Source organism: Streptococcus sp. DAT741 (genome assembly GCF_009866825.1).
GTDB classification, from domain to species: Bacteria; Bacillota; Bacilli; order Lactobacillales; family Streptococcaceae; genus Streptococcus; species Streptococcus ruminantium.
Genome location: NZ_CP019557.1, coordinates 172,656 through 191,220, shown reverse-complemented (window position 1 = coordinate 191,220; position 18,565 = coordinate 172,656). Strand labels below are relative to the sequence as shown.

The window sequence follows — 18,565 nt, the reverse complement described above, 5'->3', positions numbered from 1 at the left end:
CTGTAGTTGGGGGCTTTTTTCGACTGATTGATCGGACAATCATCTCTGCTGAGAGGAGAGCTAACAATCTTCTGCTGCTTCTTTTTCCAATGTCTGACGAATCAGAGCCATAATTTGATTTCTATCTTGTTTCCATTGGGTTCGTTCATCCCTTTCAAAGGTTCGATTGGATAGGAAGATGACTGCTTGTTGTAGGGGGCGATTGTACATGATAAAGGTCCCTGTATAGCCTGTATGCGATAACCAACTCCCCTTCTTATCCCAAGCTAGCGAACGCTCACGTTTTTCATCAAAACCATAGTCTCGGGTCAACTCAGCCGCAAAATCTTCTGTCAGGTACTGCTCCAAAAAGATTTGCAAGTCCTCAATCGTTGAAAACAGTCCCGCACTACCTGCATGACGTCCCAAGACTCGTGCCTTGGGATCATGAACCACGCCAGCCTTTGCTCCTCGAACAGTTGGTACAGCTTCTGAAACTGGACCAAAGGAAGTTTGCATCATGCCAAAGGGCTGAAAAATATGCCGCTGAAACAGCTTGTCTAGCGACTCGCCTGTCAGCTCTTCCAACAAAAAGCCTAGCAGGAGAAAATTGAGGTCGGTATAGAAAAAATGCCTATCGTCGGTCACCTTGATTTGTAAAATGGCTTCTTTGAGTTGATCGGCAGTCAGGCTATCTCGGTGGGGGATAAAGGGATCAATGCCACTAGTATGGGTCAGGAGTTGTCGGATGGTTACTCGGCTATCAGCAAAGGCTGGATAGTACGACTGCAAGGTCCTATCTAGCTCCAAAGCTCCGCTATTTACCAAAAAAATCGCAAGAGTCCCTACCCCAACCACTTTGGAAACAGAGGCTAGGTCATAGGTCAAGCTCGGTTTGACTGGTTGTTGGCCATCCAGAGTCCCTAGATAATATTCCTGCCACTTTCCCTTAGAAAAAAGAGCCAGACTGGCTCCGGGATAGACTCCTTGTTCAATCTGCTCTAGAATGTTGTCAATAATCACCTGTCTCATTTTTCAAACCAACATTCGATACCGCTAGGGTCTACTGTCTGGATAAAGGTTTCTTTCCTGTCTTTAAAGAATGAACCTCCCAAGCGACTTTCCAAATCTGTCCAAGCAAAGCTCTGTTCTACTGGGAAACGCACGCTGTCCAAATCCCAGACCTGTTCTGCAGGTGCCAGCAAGTCTACTCCTTCTGCTTGAACAAAGCGTAAGAAGGTCTGGTTGGGCAGGATGGCTTGATAAAAGGCTTGACTGGTACTTGGTTGTGGGGTATTGATCCAGATGGATTCTACAGTAAAAGTAGTCAGACCTGAAAATTCTTCCTGAGCAATAAAGGGAACAGGAGGTAGTATCTCTTTCAAGTCAGCAACTGAGTCCTCAGCATAGAGTAAGAAAGTATCTCCTTCGGGAGATACCGCTTCAAATGCATAGCCATTTTGCCCTTGATAGAGTTTGCTAAAGGGAGTTCCTTGGGCTAATAAGGTCTCAATTTCTGAGGCATTATCTACTTTTATCACGATTTTGTTTAGTTTTTTAATCCCTCTAACAGCACGTGTCCTTGTTCCTGGTGACTCCATCAAGACGAGCTTGACTTCTGAACTGTCCCCCAACTCAGCAAAGGGACCATCTTCCAATTTGTTTTTCATTCCTAGATGTTCTTCTAAAAATACTAGGTTGATAGCTCTGTTATTGATACGCAAAACAGGAACTATCGCTTCATTCTTTCTCAACACGATATGTTTTTCTCCTCAATCACTCTACAATATTGTATTGTATAAAAATTTTCACTATTTTACAAATAATTATAGTATTTCGGGCTACTTTTAGCTCCGATAGTCTGAGAAATGGTAGGCGGAAAAACAAAGTGGACTAAAATCCTATCAAAATAGTCTAAGCTACTGTCAAAATCATCTCAAATTGGCTGAGTTTTGGCTGATGGGACTTTTTGCCTCACTAATATTTTTTAGTTTTATGACAGCCATTTTTACTCGTCTAAGTATCAAGTTTCCTAGGCTATGGTTTCATCTTTCAACGGTAGTTAATACTGATAAATTTTAGACAAATGGAGTCTTATCGGATATAATAGCTAATACAGATGAATTTTAAGAAAGAAGGAGAGGGTATGCGTTTTAATCAATTTTCTTTCATCAAACAAGATGGTGCTACTTGCCTACAGGAACTGGCTGCGGTTGGTTTTCCTTTGGATGCAGAGGCAAGCGGTAAAAAAAATCTAGAAACGTTTGTTAGAAGATGTCATTTTTTGACGGAAAATACGGATTTTGCCTTGTCCAATATGATTGCGGATTGGGATATGGACTTGCTGACGTTTTTCCAGTCGGACTGCGATTTGACAGAGCAGGTATTTTATCAGGTTGCTTTACAACTGCTTGGTTTTGTTCCTCATTTTGATTATACCGATGTGATGGAATTTGTGGAGAAGACAAACTTTCCAATCGTCTATGGTCACTTGATTGAAAACCTCTATCAACTGCTCAATACTCGGACAAAATCTGGAAATACCTTGATTGACCGCCTGGTCAGCGATAATTTTATCCCGGAGGAGAACACCTATCATTTTTTCAATGGAAAATCCCTGGCAACTTTTTCGACCAATCATCTCATTCGTGAAGTGGTCTATGTTGAAGCACCTATTGATACGGCAGGGAGCGGGCAGACCGACTTGGTTAAGGTCTCGATCCTTCGTCCTCATTTTGCTGGAAAAATTCCTGCTGTCATTACCAACAGTCCCTATCATCAAGGGGTCAATGAAGTTGCTAGTGACAAGGCTCTCCACAAGATGGAAGGGGAGTTGGCTGAAAAACCTGTTGGAGACATCCTCGTCAAGGAACCTAGCTTTACAAGGCTTGCACTAGACCAGCGCAAGTTGCCTATCAGCTCTGCTACTGAGAAACTGGGGCACATCAGCTCTTACTCCCTCAATGATTACTTCCTGGCTCGTGGTTTTGCCAGTCTTCATGTCTCAGGCGTGGGGACACTCGGCTCCACTGGCTACATGACCTCCGGTGACTATCAGCAGGTAGAAGGCTACAAGGCAGTCATTGACTGGTTGGGCGGTCGTAGCAAAGCCTATACAGATCACACGCGCTCGCTAGAGGTCAAGGCTGATTGGGCAAATAGCAAGGTAGCGACAACGGGACTATCCTATCTAGGTACTATGTCCAATGCTTTAGCGACAACGGGTGTCAAGGGGCTAGAAGTTATCATCGCAGAAGCTGGTATTTCTTCTTGGTATGACTACTATCGTGAAAATGGTCTCGTGACCAGTCCCGGTGGCTATCCCGGTGAAGATTTGGATAGTTTGACCGCTCTGACCTACTCTAAGAGCCTGCAAGCTGGCGACTTTCTCCGCAATCGCAAGAACTACGAAAAGGGGCTTGCTGCCGAACGAGACTCTCTCGACCGTACCACCGGCGACTACAATCAATACTGGCAGGATCGCAACTACTTGCTCCAAGCTGACAAGGTCAGATGTGAGGTGGTCTTCACCCACGGATCACAGGACTGGAACGTCAAGCCGATTCATGTCTGGAATATGTTTCATGCCCTACCTGCTCATGTCAAGAAACACCTTTTTTTCCACAATGGTGCCCATGTCTATATGAACAACTGGCAATCCATCGACTTCCGCGAGTCCATGAATGCCCTGCTCAGCCAGAAATTGCTGGGCTATGACAATGGCTATCAACTACCTTCTGTCATCTGGCAGGACAACCAAGCCGAGCAAAATTGGATCAGCTTGGAGACTTTTGGCGGAAACCATCAACATCGCTTCCCACTTGGACAGGAGGAGGCGGTTATTCAAAACCGATACGATGAGAAAACCTTTGAAACATACTGCAAATCCTATCCTACCTTCCATCAAGATCTCTTTACGGATAAGGCCAATCAGATCACTGTCGATATAGAGGTGGACCGAGACATCCATCTCAATGGTAGGGTTCATCTTCAGTTACAGGTCAAATCTAGTCTTTCCAAGGGACTCCTGTCTGCCCATCTGTTGGATGTGGGGTCTACGAAGCGACTGACACCTATTCCTAGCCCGATAGCTCGGGCTAGCGTGGACAATGGTCGTTACTACGCCCAAGAAAACCTGGTCGAACTTCCTTTTGTAGATACTCCTCATCGAGTCATTACTAAGGGCTTTATCAACCTTCAAAACCGATCTAACCTCATGACTGTCGAAGCAGTTGTCCCAGACCAGTGGATGACGATTGGTTGGGACTTGCAACCGACAATCTACAAATTGAAAAAAGGCGACAAACTCCGCCTTATCCTCTATACCACTGATTTTGAATGCACCATTCGGGATAATCACGACTGGCAAATCAGTGTTGATTTGAACCAATCACACATGGTACTGCCCTATAGCTAACTGTTGGTAAGTCAATGCTTGTCACTACAGTGATTCTAGCTTACCAGCAAAACAAACTGTCATACTCTAAGAGCGTTTGTAGGTGTTTTTCCTGATTCCGATTTATCAAAACAGCTATTCTTATCATTTTGAAGTTTTCAGTTATGGTTCGTCATTAAACTCTCAGAAATGTTATTATTCCAACATTTCTGGGAGTTTTTTACTGCCGACTGCAAAAAAAGATTGAAGAGTTTGTCCAAACTGGACTTTTTCTTCAATCTAAAGTGGGTTATGACTCATTTTCTTCTAGTTTTCTAGCGGGTGGATGATAACTCCTTGTACCACACGATTGACTGTGCCGGTCGGTGATGGTGTATCTGGTAAGTTTTCACATTTGATAGCCGCCATGATGGATACGGTTTGGGCAAAGATGATATAGGGGAAGGTTAAGCACACATCTGGTAGATTTGCACCGCCTTCTGCCAAAACAAAGCTTGGAGCTGTCGTTCCTTCTAATGGACTTGCTGAAAGAGCAACTGTCCGAGTTGCTATACCATCTCCATGAACTTCATTGAGCAAGTCAATATCGTACTGGCGGGTATAGGCATCATTTGAGACAAATAAGAAGACGAGGGTTTTATCGTTGATGAAGGATTTTGGTCCATGGCGAAAGCCAAGTGGTGATTCGTACAGGGTCGCAATTTTACCTGCTGTTAGCTCAAGGATTTTCAACTGAGCCTCATGGGCAAGTCCATAAAAACCACCGGCACCCAGATAAATCACGCGCTCAAAGTCAAGGTTTATCAATTCCTGCACATAGTCTTCACGATCTAAAACATCCTGACCCAGACGGACAATCGTCTCTACCCAGTCTGCCTTTTCTGCCTGACTAGCTGGTGAAAAGACCAAAAGTGCTGTTAGTGCCATGCAACTATAGCTCCCTGTCATGGCAAAACCTTTATCGTTAGAGCCTGATGGCTGCAAGAGTAGGAGATTTTCTGCATCTCCTTTAGCTACAAGAGCAAGCTTTCCTTCTGGAGCGCAGGTAATGGTGACTTGGTAGAGTTGATTGATGAGTTGTTTTGCTACTTCTACGGCTGCCAAGCTCTCAGGTGAATTGCCAGAACGAGCAAAGGATACCAAGACAGTCGGAAGATCTGCTTGAAGGTAATCATGGGGACGTCCAACTAGTTCAACCGTCCCGATAGCAGAAAAGCGAATGTGCTTCAGATCGTTGACTTGATTAAGATAATTGACAATACTTTGACCTACGAAATCAGAAGTTCCTGCACCGGTAAATATAACATGGAGACTATCATGTTTTTCCTTGAGGTCAGCAAGAAAGCGTTCAATGACTTCCAACTTCTCTACGTACAACTGATAGACTTCCTTCCACAGACTGGGCTGCTGGAAAATCTCTTTTGCTGTAATAATAGCGCCCAATCGTTCGAGTTCTTCTTTTTCTAAACGAAACATAACTTCTCCTTGGTATCTGGTTATAACCACTTTTTCTTTTATTATAGCGAATGTATCCTTTAAAGTCAATCAAAAAATAGGTTAATATATTAAGACAGGCTAACCTTCTTTCTCACAAAACTACCAAACTTCCTAGAAATAGTGTATAATAGCTTGACAAGTTACTTTAAGGAGACTATTGGCTTATGATGAATATGCAAAATCTGATGAAACAGGCTCAAAAAATGCAAAAGCAAATGGAGAAGAGCCAAGCTGAATTGGCTGCTGCTCAATTTACAGGTACATCTGCTCAAGACTTGGTAAGAGCGACCTTTTCTGGTGATAAAAAGTTGGTTTCTATCGACTTTAAACCGGAAGTCGTTGATGCAGACGATCTTGAAACCTTGCAGGATATGACACTACAAGCCGTCAATGCTGCTCTTGCAAAAATTGATGATGAAACACAGAAAAAACTTGGTGCTTTTGCTGGTAAATTGCCATTCTAATGCCAAAAGACGCGATTGGGTCCAACCTTCGCGTCTTTTATTGTGTTTATTCAAAGTTGTATAGTAAAGACTGGAATTGTAGGAAGAAAAGGTCAGCATAGTGATATTCGGTCTGAAGTTCTTCCATCAGTTTTTTCAACTCGGTCATTTTATCTGTAATAATACCGTCAACTTGTAACAAGACCATCTTCGTCATCGTTTCTCGATTATTGGGTGTCCAAGCATAGACTGATTTACCACGGAACCAAGATTTTAGCATAAAGTGTTTGTCCAAGGAAGTGTATTCCATGGTGTAACCATCTGCAACCGTTGTTGGATAAATGGAGTTAAAAGGTAATATAAATAAAGAAACAAGTTGTTCGTCATACTGCTTGATGTCAGCAATCGTCTGATAATCTAAGGACTGCATTTGATGCCCCTTGGCAAGCAAGCGACTCCCGTATTTTTTCAGAAAGTTTCGTGTTAGGTTTGGCGAATCGGCCTTGGTCACCTTGATTTCCACTAATAATTTTTGCCCCAGCTCATCGGCTTTGTCTAGATAGGTGTCAAAAGAAGGAACCGGAGCTGTCAAGCCATTTTCTGATGCAGTCATTGCTGTCAACTCTGCTAGGGTATAATCGTGTGTCCCTCCGGGATTGCCCGTTAAAGCCAATAGATCTGTATCATGCATGACAACAAATTGACCATCCTTGGTCTCCTGAACATCCATCTCGATATAATCTGGTTTGAGTCTAGATGTTTTTTCCAGTCCTTCCACAGAGTTCTGCACAGCATTGCCATCATCCACTCCTCTATGAGAAATGGTGACTGGTAGGGTGTGGAATGGATAATAGAGGGTCAGGACACCTTGAATTCCAAAAAATAGGCCAGAGAGCAATAAGATGACTAAACGCAGTCCGTGGCGCAGGCGTTTGCGGCGATAGATAGGTAACTGTTTTCCTGTCAAGAGGCTGACAAATCCAATCATAAACAGGGCGATTATGCCATAATAGAGCAACTTTAGTAGCGTGTAGGAAATGACTACTAGACCAATGGAAATGCTTGGTAAATAGTTATCAAATAAGACCTGTACAACATAGAGGAGAAAGCCCACTCCTGTAAAGAGGAGGACAGGAAAGGTGATTAGCCAGATAAGGTTAACCAATGATTCCACTTGTTGCCATCCCTTGGTCTTCTCCCATGAGTAGGCAATGGACTCCTTGACACTTCTGTGTGTAAAATAAATTTCCGGCAAGGCATACATAAACCGGGTCGCTAGCCAGAAAAAAACGAGGAGGGTAATCACAATGACTGCTGCTACCCAAGGTGTATCTAACAGGTAGTCTAGGATAAATTGTGGCACGACAATTTTGTTAAAATAGTAAATATTTAAAATTCGTCGTAAAAACGGTAGGAGAATGACTGAATATAAAAGGAGAAATAGTACCTTTGCAACGCTGCTATGACGGATAATTGCTAACATACTATCTCGTACATCTCGCATATAGTCCGGTAGGTGCTTCACTTTTTCATCCAATAGGTGCCAGACCCCTGTAAATAACAGAGCTAACTCCAAGTAAGCAATGGCTATGTTTATAAGAAATAGGAGCAGAAAGAGCCCTGTCACAAAAAGATTTTCCGAAAGAACTGATAGTAGATTGGTCGGGGAGAGATAGGCATAGCCCGTCATAGCCAATAATCCTTCAGAAATCCAAGAGTTGAGTGGTATCCAGACAAACTCCATCACGGTGAAGAGAGTACAAAAAAGAAGGAGAATCTTGTCCAGATTGTAATACATTTTTTGAAATTCTCGTTGTAATTTATTCATGATTCTAGTGTCCCACATTTTGGTAGGAATTGCAAGCCTTATTTATCTATGTTACAATGGTACGGTATTGACATAGGAGGAAAAATTATGACCCAAGTAGTGACAATTGCTCCGCTGATAGAGACTCAGTTGTATCAGATTTGGCAAATCGGTTATAGCCAGTCCCAACCTGAATGGAAAAAATGGGATGGCCCCTATTTTGAAGATTACCAGATGTATCCTGACTTCGAGGCTTTTCGGATGAGTAGGATGTATGACTTCCACTTAGCACACAACGTTTGGGGAATCTTCATTGACCAGCAACCAATAGGGATCGTTACCCAGCATTGGGAGGATGAAAAGACCCGTTGGCTAGAAATCGGTATCGTCATCTACGATGAGCAATATTGGAATGGTGGCTACGGTACAAAAGCTCTTGATATGTGGGTGGGACAGATTTTCAAAACGACTATCAACTTGGAGCATATTGGCCTCACCACTTGGTCTGGGAACCACCGTATGATGCGAGCTGCTGAAAAAATTGGGATGGTGAAGGAGGCTCAAATCCGAAAAGTTCGCTACTGGCAAGGACATTACTGGGATTCTGTCAAATATGGTATATTGAGGGAAGAGTGGACTTTACAGATTGAAAAAAGGCAACAAAAAAGTTGAAGCTGGATAGATTATCATCCAACTTCAACTTTTTTTGTAACGAATTGATTTTATTTTCCAAACAAACGAGCAAAAAAACTCTTAGCTTGCTGCCCTTCCTCTGCTTGTGCCTTGACTTCATCTAGCTCCAGCTTGAGAACTTCCTTATCTGCCATGGCTTTAAGCGTCAGTTGTTGTTGCTGATCTAGTTGCTTGTCTTTTTCTGCAATTTGCACATCTTTCACGCGCAACTGTTCATCTTTTTCTGCAAGCTGCTTATCCTTAGCTTTTAATTGGCTGTAGAGGCGAATGATTTCAGCATTCTTCTCGTCAACTAAAATCTCCATTAGTTCACGGTGCTTGACTTCATCACTAATCGGCTCATCTTCAAAAATGGTTGTTTTGTAGATTTCCTCCAACTTAATCAAGCCAGCACGATTGACAACGGTCACCCCCTTGTCATTTTTTTCTACAAACTCTTCCGGAAGTGATTTTACTCGGTTGTTCATAGCCTGACGGCTCACTCCCAAAATCTCAGCTAACTCGCTGACTGTCTTTTCGATTCCCATAATATCCTCGGTACTTGTATTCCTCTAGTTTATATCACTAAAATATTACCACAGAAGCCTATCCCTGTCAAATTTATGGGAATAATCAAGGCATTTCTGACACCAAAAAAGGATCAGCTGTCACCTCTGGTATTTTATGGTACAATAAAGGCATGAATACAGTAGATACAATTATTATCGGAGCAGGACCCGCTGGTATGATGGCGGCGATTGCTGCGAGTTTTTATGGTAAAAAAACCTTGCTCCTTGAGAAAAATAAGCGATTGGGTAAGAAATTGGCCGGAACCGGTGGTGGACGGTGCAATGTCACCAACAATGGGACACTAGAAGACCTGTTAGCTGGTATTCCTGGTAATGGTCGGTTTTTATACAGCGTTTTTTCTCAATTTGACAATCATGATATTATTCATTTTTTCCAAGAAAATGGAGTCCAACTCAAGGTAGAAGACCACGGTCGTGTCTTTCCGACTACTGATCGTTCCCAAACGATTATCAAGTGCCTTGAGATGAAGATGCTAGAAAATGGAGTGGAGATTCACACAGGGACGGAAGTTGTCTCCGTCCGCAAGGTGGGTGAGCTCTTTCATGTCAAGACTGCTACAGAAACCTTTACTGCTCCTCAGCTGATTGTCACTACTGGTGGTAAAACCTATCCTTCTACTGGATCGACTGGTTTCGGTCACGACATCGCTCGGCATTTTAACCTTGAGGTTACGGATATTGAAGCTGCTGAAAGTCCGATTTTGACCGATTTCCCCCACAAAAAACTCCAGGGCATTTCTTTGGACGATGTCACTCTTACCTATGGCAAACATATCATCACTCATGACTTACTTTTTACCCACTTTGGTTTGTCCGGTCCTGCTGCCCTTCGCTTGTCAAGTTTTATTAAGGGTGGAGAAACCGTCTTTTTAGACATATTGCCAGCTTATTCTGAGCAAGATTTGGCTGAGCATTTGGAAAAAAATCGGGAAAAATCCGTTAAGAATGCACTCCGGGAGCTCATGCCGGAGCGGTTGGCCGATTTTTTCGCAGAGTCTCATGATTGTAAGGTCAAGCAGGTGACTCATAAAGAATTAGCCAGCCTCCTCAAGCACCTCAAAACCTTACCGATTCAAATTAGCGGTAAAATGTCTTTGGCAAAATCCTTTGTTACTAAGGGAGGCATTGATCTCAAAGAAATCAACCCTAAAACTCTGGAGAGTAAAAAAGTTCCCGGTCTGCACTTTGCGGGGGAAGTTCTGGATATCAATGCTCACACAGGTGGGTTCAACATCACCTACTGTTTGGCAACCGGCTGGGTAGCGGGCAGTTCATAGCTTGGATAAGCTACTTTTAGGTTTGGTTATTCAAGTTTCCATCCCATAATTATGTGTCCTCATTCGGCTGGCTATTTTCGTGCCTATTACTAGATATTCAAGCAAACTTTGCTTGAATTTTTTTGTTTTTTGTTGTATGATAGATTTATAACAATGTAACAAGGAGGATCCCCATGCAGCTACATTTATCATCTGTTTCAAAAAAATTTGATCATAAGATTATTCTAGAAGGTGCTTCTTTTCAGTTTGAAAAAGGGAAAATTTATGGCTTGTTGGGAAGGAATGGAGCTGGTAAAACAACGCTTTTTAACTGTATCGCCCGTAATTTGACCTTGGACAGTGGCAGTATTTACTTTTTTGAAGACGGGCAGACTCATGACTATGAGAATACAGACATCGGTTTTACACAAACCCATCCTCAGTTGCCTGCTTTTATGACAGCTTTTGAGTTTATTCGTTTTTACATGGATATTCACAAAAACCAGCTTAAATCGCATCTTAGCCCCGAGGAATGGCTGAGCTTGGTTGGTATTGAAGAAAATGACCAACACCGCTTGCTAAAAGATTTTTCCCATGGAATGCAAAATAAGGTTCAGTTGCTCCTATCCTTGATTGTCCAGCCTACCGTTCTCTTGTTAGATGAGCCATTGACTTCCTTTGATCCGGTAGCTGCACATGAGTTTAAGCAGTTAATCCGCGAGGCAAAAAAGGATTCTGTTATCATTTTCTCCACCCATGTTCTACAATTAGCCCAAGACCTCTGCGACGAGATTGTTCTTCTTCATCATAGAGAATTGCAGGCTGTTTCGAGTGATAAATTGCACGATCCTGACTTTGAAAAGGAAATCGTGGACCTTCTGACAGCTGAATAGGAGGTTGATATGAAAACTATACTGCGTTATTTTTGGTATCGAGAAAAGTACAATCTTTTTCGGTCTATAAATGGATTTTTCTATTACTTAAGAAAACTCCCGTTACTGGGCAAGAAGATTCCAGCAACAATTTTTAAAGCTTACGATTTCAAGTCTGGTCTTTTCTTTGTTCTCCACTTTCTGACCATTCCTAGTCGGCTCTTTGTAAAAGGAATTTGGTTGGCTATTTATTTTGGCATTGCCACCTTTGTGGTCAACCTATTACAAAAAAATTCTGCTCCACTCCACCATCAAGAAACTGTCTGGCTTTTGGGCTTTACTTCCTGGATGATTTTTGTCGGCTACGGCTATCGCTTTAGCAAGGGTTTTGAGCCTTTTATCGCCAAAGCCGACCGGGAATTTATGCAGAATTTCGATCTATCTCACTCTAGTTTTCTCCAAAGTCAGCTCTTTGTAGAGCCTATCCTGACAAGCCTTTACTATCTTCCTGCTCTTTTGGTATACTGCTTTTCTACAGGGGAATGGATTTATTTCCCTGTGGGACTATTAACGATTCCAGCTGGGCATTTTGCTGGACACGCTGCTAATCGCTTATTATTTAATCGTCGCATACTGGTCCGTCAAAATTCTTGGCAGTCATGGGGGATTATGATTAGTGCTTTCCTTATTCTTGGACTTCTGTTCTTCTTTAAAAATCAACTCTCTAGCAAATTCCTTTTGCTAGCTCTAGCATGTCAAGCTTTTTTAATCTGGGCTGGCTATCGTTATTTGAAGAAGCAGACCAATCATCTAGATTATCTTCAACATTGTATGGACGAATCGTTGCAGATGGACAAGAAAATTGCGGAATTAACAAAGGGCAATGATTATACTCGTCAAGGACTGCAAATGCAAGATAAGCTGAGCTTAGACAAAGGAAAAGATCTATCCCATCTGTCTGGCATGACTTACTTAAATGCTCTGCTATTTGACCGCTACCACTCCATCCTATTCAAAAAATTGCGGTTTCGTCTGGTTTTGCTTCTAGCTATTCTACTTAGTTTGGAAGCTATTATCTGGTTTTTCAAGGCTGATTTTAAGATAGCAAATACTGACTATATTGCGGCTCTTCCATTTGCTTTTATGATTATGTACGTTGCCTCTATGGGGAAGGCTGTTGCCCAAATGGTCTTTGTTAACTGCGACATTTCTATGCTTCATTATCCATTTTATCGTGAGCCAAAGACCATTATCGCTGGTTTTAACTATCGTTTTGCTCAGACTGCAAAATGGAATGCTTGTTTTTCTGGAAGTTTATTGCTGAGTCTGCTTATCTTGACTCGCGCCAGTCTTCCTCTCTCAAGCTACCTGTTGACAGCGCTTCTTCTCACCAGCCTGACCGCACTCTTTTCCTTCCATGATTTGTTTATTTATTACATCCTCCAACCCTTTACCAAGGACATGGAAGTGGTCAACCCTGTCTATCGTTTCCTCAGTGGTGCTCTCTACTGGATCGCCTATCTCAATACCCGGCTAAGAATCAGCAGCCAGACCTACATTTTATTGGTTTCTCTGGGGATGCTTGCCTATGTAGCCATTGGATACTGGCTACTGCTAAAGAAAGCACCAAAAACCTTCCGACTGAAAACATAATGGTAAAAGAGCGTGGGACAAAAAGTTTTTCAATTTTGAAAATCTCAATTATCATCCTTTAGATCTAGAATTGAACAAAAAAAGCGAACAAAACTAGTTTTCTGACAATCAGAATCTTGGTTTGTTCGCTTTTTATATATGAGATTGGACTATTGTCCCAACCTCTTTATTTCTATTCAATTTTCGTAGACTATTACCATATTCCCAATGCTGCTTGTAATCCCAAGGTTAGTACCGTAATTCCAATCCAGCAGGCTAGACCAACTAGGAGAGCTGAGCGACCTTTTTTCAGTAGGTTGATGAGATTGGTTCGCAAGCCGATTGCTGCCATAGCCATACAGATGAAAAACTTGGATAGGTGTTTGAGAGGGGCAAATACCTCGGGACCGACACCACATGCACTTGCCACTGTTGTCACCAAACTAGCTAAAATAAAATATAGGATAAAAGTCGGAAAGTTTGCCAAGAGCGACTTCCTGTCTGCGTTTACCGTCTTGCCACGGGTTTGCCAGATGGCCAAGCCTGTCGTAATAGGAATAATCGCTAAGGTGCGTGTCAACTTGACCATCACCGCAGTATCCAGAGTCTGACTCCCCAGTCCATGCAGCCCATCCCAAGTAGAAGCTGCTGCTGTCACCGAGGACGTATCATTGACCGCTGTTCCAGCGAACATCCCAAAGGCCTGACCTGAATCTGTCGAGAAACCGAGCCAGGTTGCCAAGCTGGGAAAAAGCAAGGCAGCTAGGATGTTAAACAAGAAGATAACGGAAATGGCCTGAGCTACTTCCTCATCATCTGCCTTGATAATCGGTGCGGTCGCCGCAATAGCTGAGCCTCCACAAATAGAAGTCCCTACACCAATCAGCGTTGCTAAATGCGCTGAGATTGGTAAGTATTTCCACATCAGAAAAGCCAAACACAAGGCTAGACTGATAGTAGAAAGAATAATCGGAAGCGATTGTTGTCCGACTGCAAAGACTACTGACAAATTTAGTCCAAATCCTAAGAAAACTACTGCATATTGTAGGAGCTTCTTGGAAGTAAAAGTCAAGCCTGACTGAAAGGTACTTTCTCTAGGTATATAGGGGTTTAAGAACAGGCCGATTAGGAGAGCTAAGACAGAACCACCCACTAACGGCAATAGTCCACCTAACCATTGCCCCAACAAAGCCAGTAAGAAGCAAAGTCCGACACCTTTGGTATTTTCTTTCATCAATAACTCCCTTCTAGAACCAGTACACACTTACTCATCTGTTTTTGATTTTCATTGAGTATGGTTATTTCATGCATGCACTGAGAAACCATCTTCTCATTCTCTCATAATGATAACTGTTTTTCAACTCATACCATGATTCCACTCATATCGGCTAGGGAAAAATAGGTGCCTATACATCAAATCGTCTTCTAGAAAACAGACCCAGCAGGGATGCTGAGTCTGCGGATAGGGAGACTAAGATTGTTTCTCAAGAACCTTAATCCAAGAAGTAAAATCCTTATTTTCTCCAACATGGTCTCCGTGTTGAATAGACAATCCGGTATACATCAGTTGGCTGCCGGTGTAGGTAACCCCATCTACTTGGTAACGAGCTTCCGCATCTAGATCACACAAGCGAAGCCGGTCATAGGCAAGGTTTGCTGTCGTTAAACGACGATAGTAGCCGACGATCACTTGTTTCTCGTCTGAGGATTGAACCTGCCACGCTGTTACCTCTCCTTCAAATGGACTTTTAAGTCGTGTGAAAAGCCCTTGTTGGAAAACTTCTCTATAGGTTTTATAAAAGGTGATTTGCTCTCGTATAGCTTCTAGTTCCTCTTGATTGCATTCAAACAAATCAAGTTCGTAACCAAAACTGCCAAAAAAGGCAACATTCGCACGAGTAGCTAAAGGAGTAGAGCGTCCTAGTTGCTGGTTGGGACAGGCCGAAACATGACATCCCATGCTATTCAAGGGATAAACCATACTAGTGCCATATTGAATTTTCAAGCGTTCCATAGCATCCGTATCATCACTGGTCCAAGTTTGTGGTGCATAATAAAGCATTCCTGGATCAAATCTTGCTCCACCGCTGGAACAAGACTCGAAGAGAACTTTTGGAAAGGCTTCAAGCAAATTATCGTACAAACGATACAAATTGAGGATATAACGATGGAATATCTCGCCTTGACGGTCTGCTTCTCGTGTACAACTATAAACTTCTGTCATATAACGATTCATATCCCATTTGATGTAATCAATCTCATGCTCTGATAAGAGGCGATGGAGTTGGCTGTAGATATTTTGATAAACTTCTTCTCTTGATAAATCCAAGGTATACTGATGGCGACCATGTGACGGACTGTGGCAAGGATGATGAAGAATCCAATCTGGATGCTCCTGATATAGATTACTATCCTTATTTACCATTTCAGGTTCAATCCACAGCCCAAACTGCATCCCCATAGCATGTATCTGCTCAATGATTCCCGTTAAGCCACTCGGCAGCTTTTCCCGATTGACTATCCAATCCCCTAAACCCGCTCGATCATGGTTGCGTTTCCCAAACCATCCATCATCCATGACGAATAATTCAACACCCAAATCTGAAGCTGCCTTGGCCAAAGAAATAATCTTTTCTTCATCAAAATCAAAATTCATGGCTTCCCAATTATTCAGTAGGACAGGTCGTTCCTGATCACGCCAGTAACCTCTTACCAAGTGCTTTTGGAAGAGACCATGATAAGTTTGACTCATACCATTCAAACCTTGGTCACTGTAAACCATGACGACTTCAGGAGTCTGAAAAACCTCTCCCTGCTCTAGTTTCCAAGAAAATCTCTCTGGATGAATCCCCATACTGACACGAACCTTTCGGAAGGAACTGACATCAACTTGGGCTAAGAAATTTCCGCTGTAAACCAGAGCAAAACCAAGCACCTCTCCTTGATGTTCGTCAGCAGTTGGGCGTTTTAGGGCCATAAAGGGATTGTGCTCAGCACTGCTTGCCCCTTTCAGACTATAAATAGATTGGCAGCCCTGATGCAGAGGAGATACTTGTACGTGTCGTTCCCTCCCCCAAGCTCCATCCAGATGAATCCAGTCATAGTCCATATCTGGTAGACAAAGAGTCAGGCTCAGAGCACGATTTAAACGAATAGATTCCTCTCCTAGCTGCTCAAAACGAGCTGAACGTGTAACCGCTGGATAATCTCTAAAAATCGTATAGGACAGGACTAGACGAGTTTGAGATTTCTTATCCACCAAATAAATGTCTAAACTCTCTGCCTGACTATCCTCGTCTAAATAAAGATAAGGAAGGCCCTGCAAAACCGATCGGCCTGAATAGATGTTATGCCCTTGATAGACAAAATGTGACAAGGCACTACCATCTTTTTGCACTAATTCAAAGGCCGGCGAAAAATAATCTGTCGTCCCATAGCAAGCAAATTCTGGATTGGCATACTGGAGTGAGAAGGACGAGCCATCATCAACTAGAAATGATGTTAGCGCCCGATATTCATCCTCGCGGACATACTGATAGGAAACTGTCTCTGTCACCCGTTTTCCGTAGTACAGATTCCCAATATGACCATTTGGCAATACCGTTAATACATAGCTGATAAAATCATTGTAAAGATGGAATTCCCTTGTCTCTTGATGAAAGATAATTCCCATTGTAGCCTCCTATAATTTTCCACCAGATGTGGCAATCCCTTGAATAAATTGCTTCTGAAATACCACGTAAAGAACAAGCATAGGCCAAATAGCCAAGACACTTGCTGCCATTAGTTGAGGATAATTAACCGCATAAGCACCTTGAATTTTAGAAAGAGCACTGGACAGAGTTGCTTTATCTGCTTCTGAGTTGATAATCAATGGCCACAACAAATCCTTAAAAGCAAACAGAGCTGTGAAAATCGCCAAGGCAATCAGACCAGACTTAGCCAAGGGTAACATCACCTTGAAAAAAGTTTGTCCAATATTACAGCCATCCAACTTAGCAGATTCTTCCAATTCTTTTGGAAGTCCCATGAAAAATTGACGTAACAGGAACGTTCCAAATGCACTGACCAGTCCCGGAAAGACTAAAGCAAAAATCGTATTGCGCATACCGAGTTGGTCAATCATCAAATACTGCGGAATGACAAATAATTGCGGCGGTACCATCATTTGGAAAAGGACCAGACCAAACAAAAAATCTCGTCCCGGAAATTCCAGTCGTGCAAAAGCGTAGGCTGCCATAGCAGAAAACATGACCGAGCTGAAAATTCGCCACAACATCATCAAAATCGTATTAACATAAAGAATAGGAAAGTTATTGGTTCGAATAGCTTCCGTATAGTTATTAACCATCCACTTGCTTGGTAAAATTTGGAAGGGATTCATCTGAGTGGATTCTGTTACTGTTTTAAAAGATGTCAATACCATCCAGATAAAGGGGATAAGCATTCCCAATGCCACCATAATCAGAAAGACATGCATCCAGATAGTTGATTTAAAAGCCGAGTGTTTCACATGAACCTCCTTACTGGTAATGTACCCATTTTTTCTGTACCTTCATCTGAACAAAGGTAATCACAAGAATAATCAATAGTAAGAGCATGACGATAGTGGATCCATATCCCTTGTCTGAATACTTGAAGGAATTATTGTAAAACAGATAAACCAAAGACACCGTCTTATCATAAGCTGGACTACGAATGTCCTCCATCATATAAATCACATCAAATACTTGCATGGATTGAATGACACTAGTCACTACTACAAAGAAAAGAGTCGGAGAAACAAGTGGCAGGGTGATGGAGAAGAATTGCTTGATTGGACTGGCACCGTCGATACGAGCCGCCTCGTAGAAATCCGTAGGAATCTCTTGTAAACCTGCTAAAATCAAAATCATACTGTACCCGACTGTACTCCAAATTCCGATAAGAGCAATGGAATACAGAGCAATCTTAGGGTCCTCAATCCAGTTAACAGCTCCAAACCCCAAGCGGCGTAAAACATAGTTAATCAAACCAAAATCAGTATTATACAACCATCTCCAAACCATGGTTACAGCAGCTGGCGCCGCAACCATAGGTAGGAAAAAAATGGTCCGATAAACATGCTTACCTTTTATTTTGGAATTGAGTAGGACCGCCAACAACATGGCCAATGCAACCGTAGCTGGAACGACCAAAATCGTGTACTTCATGGTATTCCATGTCGCCTGCCACACCTGTGCATCTCCTAGCATCCGCTGGTAATTTGCTAGACCAACAAACATATCATTCTTCCCAAAATCCCCACTCTTGTGGAAACTCATCTTCATGGTTTGAAAAATGGGAATAATGTTGAGCACTATTAAACCAACAATTGTCGGTGCAACCATCGCCCAGCCCCAAATTGCCTCGTTTAAACTTCCCTTTTTCCGAAACATACTA

The 18,565-nt window shown here is 42.5% G+C and carries 15 protein-coding genes; 6 read left to right on the top strand and 9 right to left on the bottom strand.

Features of this window, described 5'->3' with window-relative positions:
• Window positions 1–60 precede the first annotated feature (60 nt).
• A complete protein-coding gene (locus BZG42_RS01095; RefSeq protein ID WP_155995545.1) occupies window positions 61–1,011 on the bottom strand; it encodes a serine hydrolase domain-containing protein in 951 nt (316 codons plus the stop codon).
• Entirely contained in the window at window positions 1,008–1,736 is a 729-nt protein-coding gene (locus BZG42_RS01090) for a CppA N-terminal domain-containing protein (RefSeq protein ID WP_155965160.1), read from the bottom strand. Before BZG42_RS01090 ends, BZG42_RS01095 begins: the two co-directional genes overlap by 4 nt.
• Before the next feature lie 389 nt (window positions 1,737–2,125).
• Here BZG42_RS01090 and BZG42_RS01085 point away from each other — a divergent pair, with 389 nt between their 5' ends.
• The gene (locus BZG42_RS01085; RefSeq protein ID WP_155995547.1) at window positions 2,126–4,396 is read left to right on the top strand and encodes a Xaa-Pro dipeptidyl-peptidase; all 2,271 of its coding nucleotides are present in this window, start codon (window positions 2,126–2,128) and stop codon (window positions 4,394–4,396) included.
• Window positions 4,397–4,681: 285 nt separating this feature from the next.
• On the opposite strand, the gene BZG42_RS01080 is transcribed toward BZG42_RS01085, so the two are convergent.
• Window positions 4,682–5,851, bottom strand: coding sequence for an SIS domain-containing protein (locus tag BZG42_RS01080; RefSeq protein ID WP_155970271.1), 1,170 nt, complete (start codon window positions 5,849–5,851; stop codon window positions 4,682–4,684).
• A gap of 185 nt (window positions 5,852–6,036) precedes the next feature.
• Between BZG42_RS01080 and BZG42_RS01075 the strand changes: the two genes are divergently transcribed.
• Window positions 6,037–6,336, top strand: a complete 300-nt coding sequence (locus BZG42_RS01075) for a YbaB/EbfC family nucleoid-associated protein (protein WP_024531438.1) — start codon at window positions 6,037–6,039, stop codon at window positions 6,334–6,336.
• A 46-nt stretch (window positions 6,337–6,382) separates the two neighbouring features.
• Here BZG42_RS01075 and BZG42_RS01070 read toward each other — a convergent pair whose 3' ends face one another.
• The gene (locus tag BZG42_RS01070; RefSeq protein ID WP_155971164.1) at window positions 6,383–8,143 is read right to left on the bottom strand and encodes a glycerophosphodiester phosphodiesterase; all 1,761 of its coding nucleotides are present in this window, start codon (window positions 8,141–8,143) and stop codon (window positions 6,383–6,385) included.
• An 87-nt stretch (window positions 8,144–8,230) separates the two neighbouring features.
• Between BZG42_RS01070 and BZG42_RS01065 the strand changes: the two genes are divergently transcribed.
• Complete coding sequence (locus tag BZG42_RS01065) at window positions 8,231–8,794, top strand: GNAT family N-acetyltransferase (protein ID WP_155995549.1); 564 nt, start codon at window positions 8,231–8,233, stop codon at window positions 8,792–8,794.
• Between the two features lie 50 nt (window positions 8,795–8,844).
• Here the strand turns inward: BZG42_RS01065 and BZG42_RS01060 are convergent, their stop codons facing one another.
• Window positions 8,845–9,342 (bottom strand): DUF536 domain-containing protein, encoded by a 498-nt coding sequence (locus BZG42_RS01060; protein WP_024531435.1) that lies wholly within the window; start codon window positions 9,340–9,342, stop codon window positions 8,845–8,847.
• A gap of 152 nt (window positions 9,343–9,494) precedes the next feature.
• Here BZG42_RS01060 and BZG42_RS01055 point away from each other — a divergent pair, with 152 nt between their 5' ends.
• From BZG42_RS01055 to BZG42_RS01045, 3 genes are all read left to right on the top strand, one after another.
• On the top strand, window positions 9,495–10,661 hold the full coding sequence (locus tag BZG42_RS01055) for an NAD(P)/FAD-dependent oxidoreductase (protein WP_155995551.1): 1,167 nt from the start codon (window positions 9,495–9,497) through the stop codon (window positions 10,659–10,661).
• A 173-nt stretch (window positions 10,662–10,834) separates the two neighbouring features.
• A complete protein-coding gene (locus BZG42_RS01050; RefSeq protein WP_155962855.1) occupies window positions 10,835–11,533 on the top strand; it encodes an ABC transporter ATP-binding protein in 699 nt (232 codons plus the stop codon).
• 9 nt (window positions 11,534–11,542) lie between these two features.
• Window positions 11,543–13,165 (top strand): hypothetical protein, encoded by a 1,623-nt coding sequence (locus BZG42_RS01045; protein WP_155995553.1) that lies wholly within the window; start codon window positions 11,543–11,545, stop codon window positions 13,163–13,165.
• 193 nt (window positions 13,166–13,358) lie between these two features.
• On the opposite strand, the gene BZG42_RS01040 is transcribed toward BZG42_RS01045, so the two are convergent.
• From BZG42_RS01040 to BZG42_RS01025, 4 genes are all read right to left on the bottom strand, one after another.
• On the bottom strand, window positions 13,359–14,378 hold the full coding sequence (locus BZG42_RS01040; protein WP_165437180.1) for a YeiH family protein: 1,020 nt from the start codon (window positions 14,376–14,378) through the stop codon (window positions 13,359–13,361).
• A 237-nt stretch (window positions 14,379–14,615) separates the two neighbouring features.
• Window positions 14,616–16,817 (bottom strand): alpha-galactosidase, encoded by a 2,202-nt coding sequence (locus BZG42_RS01035; protein WP_120171236.1) that lies wholly within the window; start codon window positions 16,815–16,817, stop codon window positions 14,616–14,618.
• Between the two features lie 9 nt (window positions 16,818–16,826).
• Window positions 16,827–17,657: a carbohydrate ABC transporter permease gene (locus BZG42_RS01030; RefSeq protein WP_024531822.1), complete on the bottom strand. Its 831-nt coding sequence runs from the start codon at window positions 17,655–17,657 to the stop codon at window positions 16,827–16,829.
• 10 nt (window positions 17,658–17,667) lie between these two features.
• On the bottom strand, window positions 17,668–18,561 hold the full coding sequence (locus BZG42_RS01025; protein WP_120171234.1) for a carbohydrate ABC transporter permease: 894 nt from the start codon (window positions 18,559–18,561) through the stop codon (window positions 17,668–17,670).
• Window positions 18,562–18,565: the final 4 nt, after the last annotated feature.

Coding starts and splice junctions, on each gene's coding strand:
- BZG42_RS01095 (WP_155995545.1), bottom strand. CDS start 1,011: ATGAGACAGGTGATTATTGACAACATTCTAGAGCAGATTGAACAAGGA.
- BZG42_RS01085 (WP_155995547.1), top strand. CDS start 2,126: ATGCGTTTTAATCAATTTTCTTTCATCAAACAAGATGGTGCTACTTGC.
- BZG42_RS01080 (WP_155970271.1), bottom strand. CDS start 5,851: ATGTTTCGTTTAGAAAAAGAAGAACTCGAACGATTGGGCGCTATTATT.
- BZG42_RS01075 (WP_024531438.1), top strand. CDS start 6,037: ATGATGAATATGCAAAATCTGATGAAACAGGCTCAAAAAATGCAAAAG.
- BZG42_RS01070 (WP_155971164.1), bottom strand. CDS start 8,143: ATGAATAAATTACAACGAGAATTTCAAAAAATGTATTACAATCTGGAC.
- BZG42_RS01065 (WP_155995549.1), top strand. CDS start 8,231: ATGACCCAAGTAGTGACAATTGCTCCGCTGATAGAGACTCAGTTGTAT.
- BZG42_RS01060 (WP_024531435.1), bottom strand. CDS start 9,342: ATGGGAATCGAAAAGACAGTCAGCGAGTTAGCTGAGATTTTGGGAGTG.
- BZG42_RS01055 (WP_155995551.1), top strand. CDS start 9,495: ATGAATACAGTAGATACAATTATTATCGGAGCAGGACCCGCTGGTATG.
- BZG42_RS01050 (WP_155962855.1), top strand. CDS start 10,835: ATGCAGCTACATTTATCATCTGTTTCAAAAAAATTTGATCATAAGATT.
- BZG42_RS01045 (WP_155995553.1), top strand. CDS start 11,543: ATGAAAACTATACTGCGTTATTTTTGGTATCGAGAAAAGTACAATCTT.
- BZG42_RS01040 (WP_165437180.1), bottom strand. CDS start 14,378: ATGAAAGAAAATACCAAAGGTGTCGGACTTTGCTTCTTACTGGCTTTG.
- BZG42_RS01035 (WP_120171236.1), bottom strand. CDS start 16,817: ATGGGAATTATCTTTCATCAAGAGACAAGGGAATTCCATCTTTACAAT.
- BZG42_RS01025 (WP_120171234.1), bottom strand. CDS start 18,561: ATGTTTCGGAAAAAGGGAAGTTTAAACGAGGCAATTTGGGGCTGGGCG.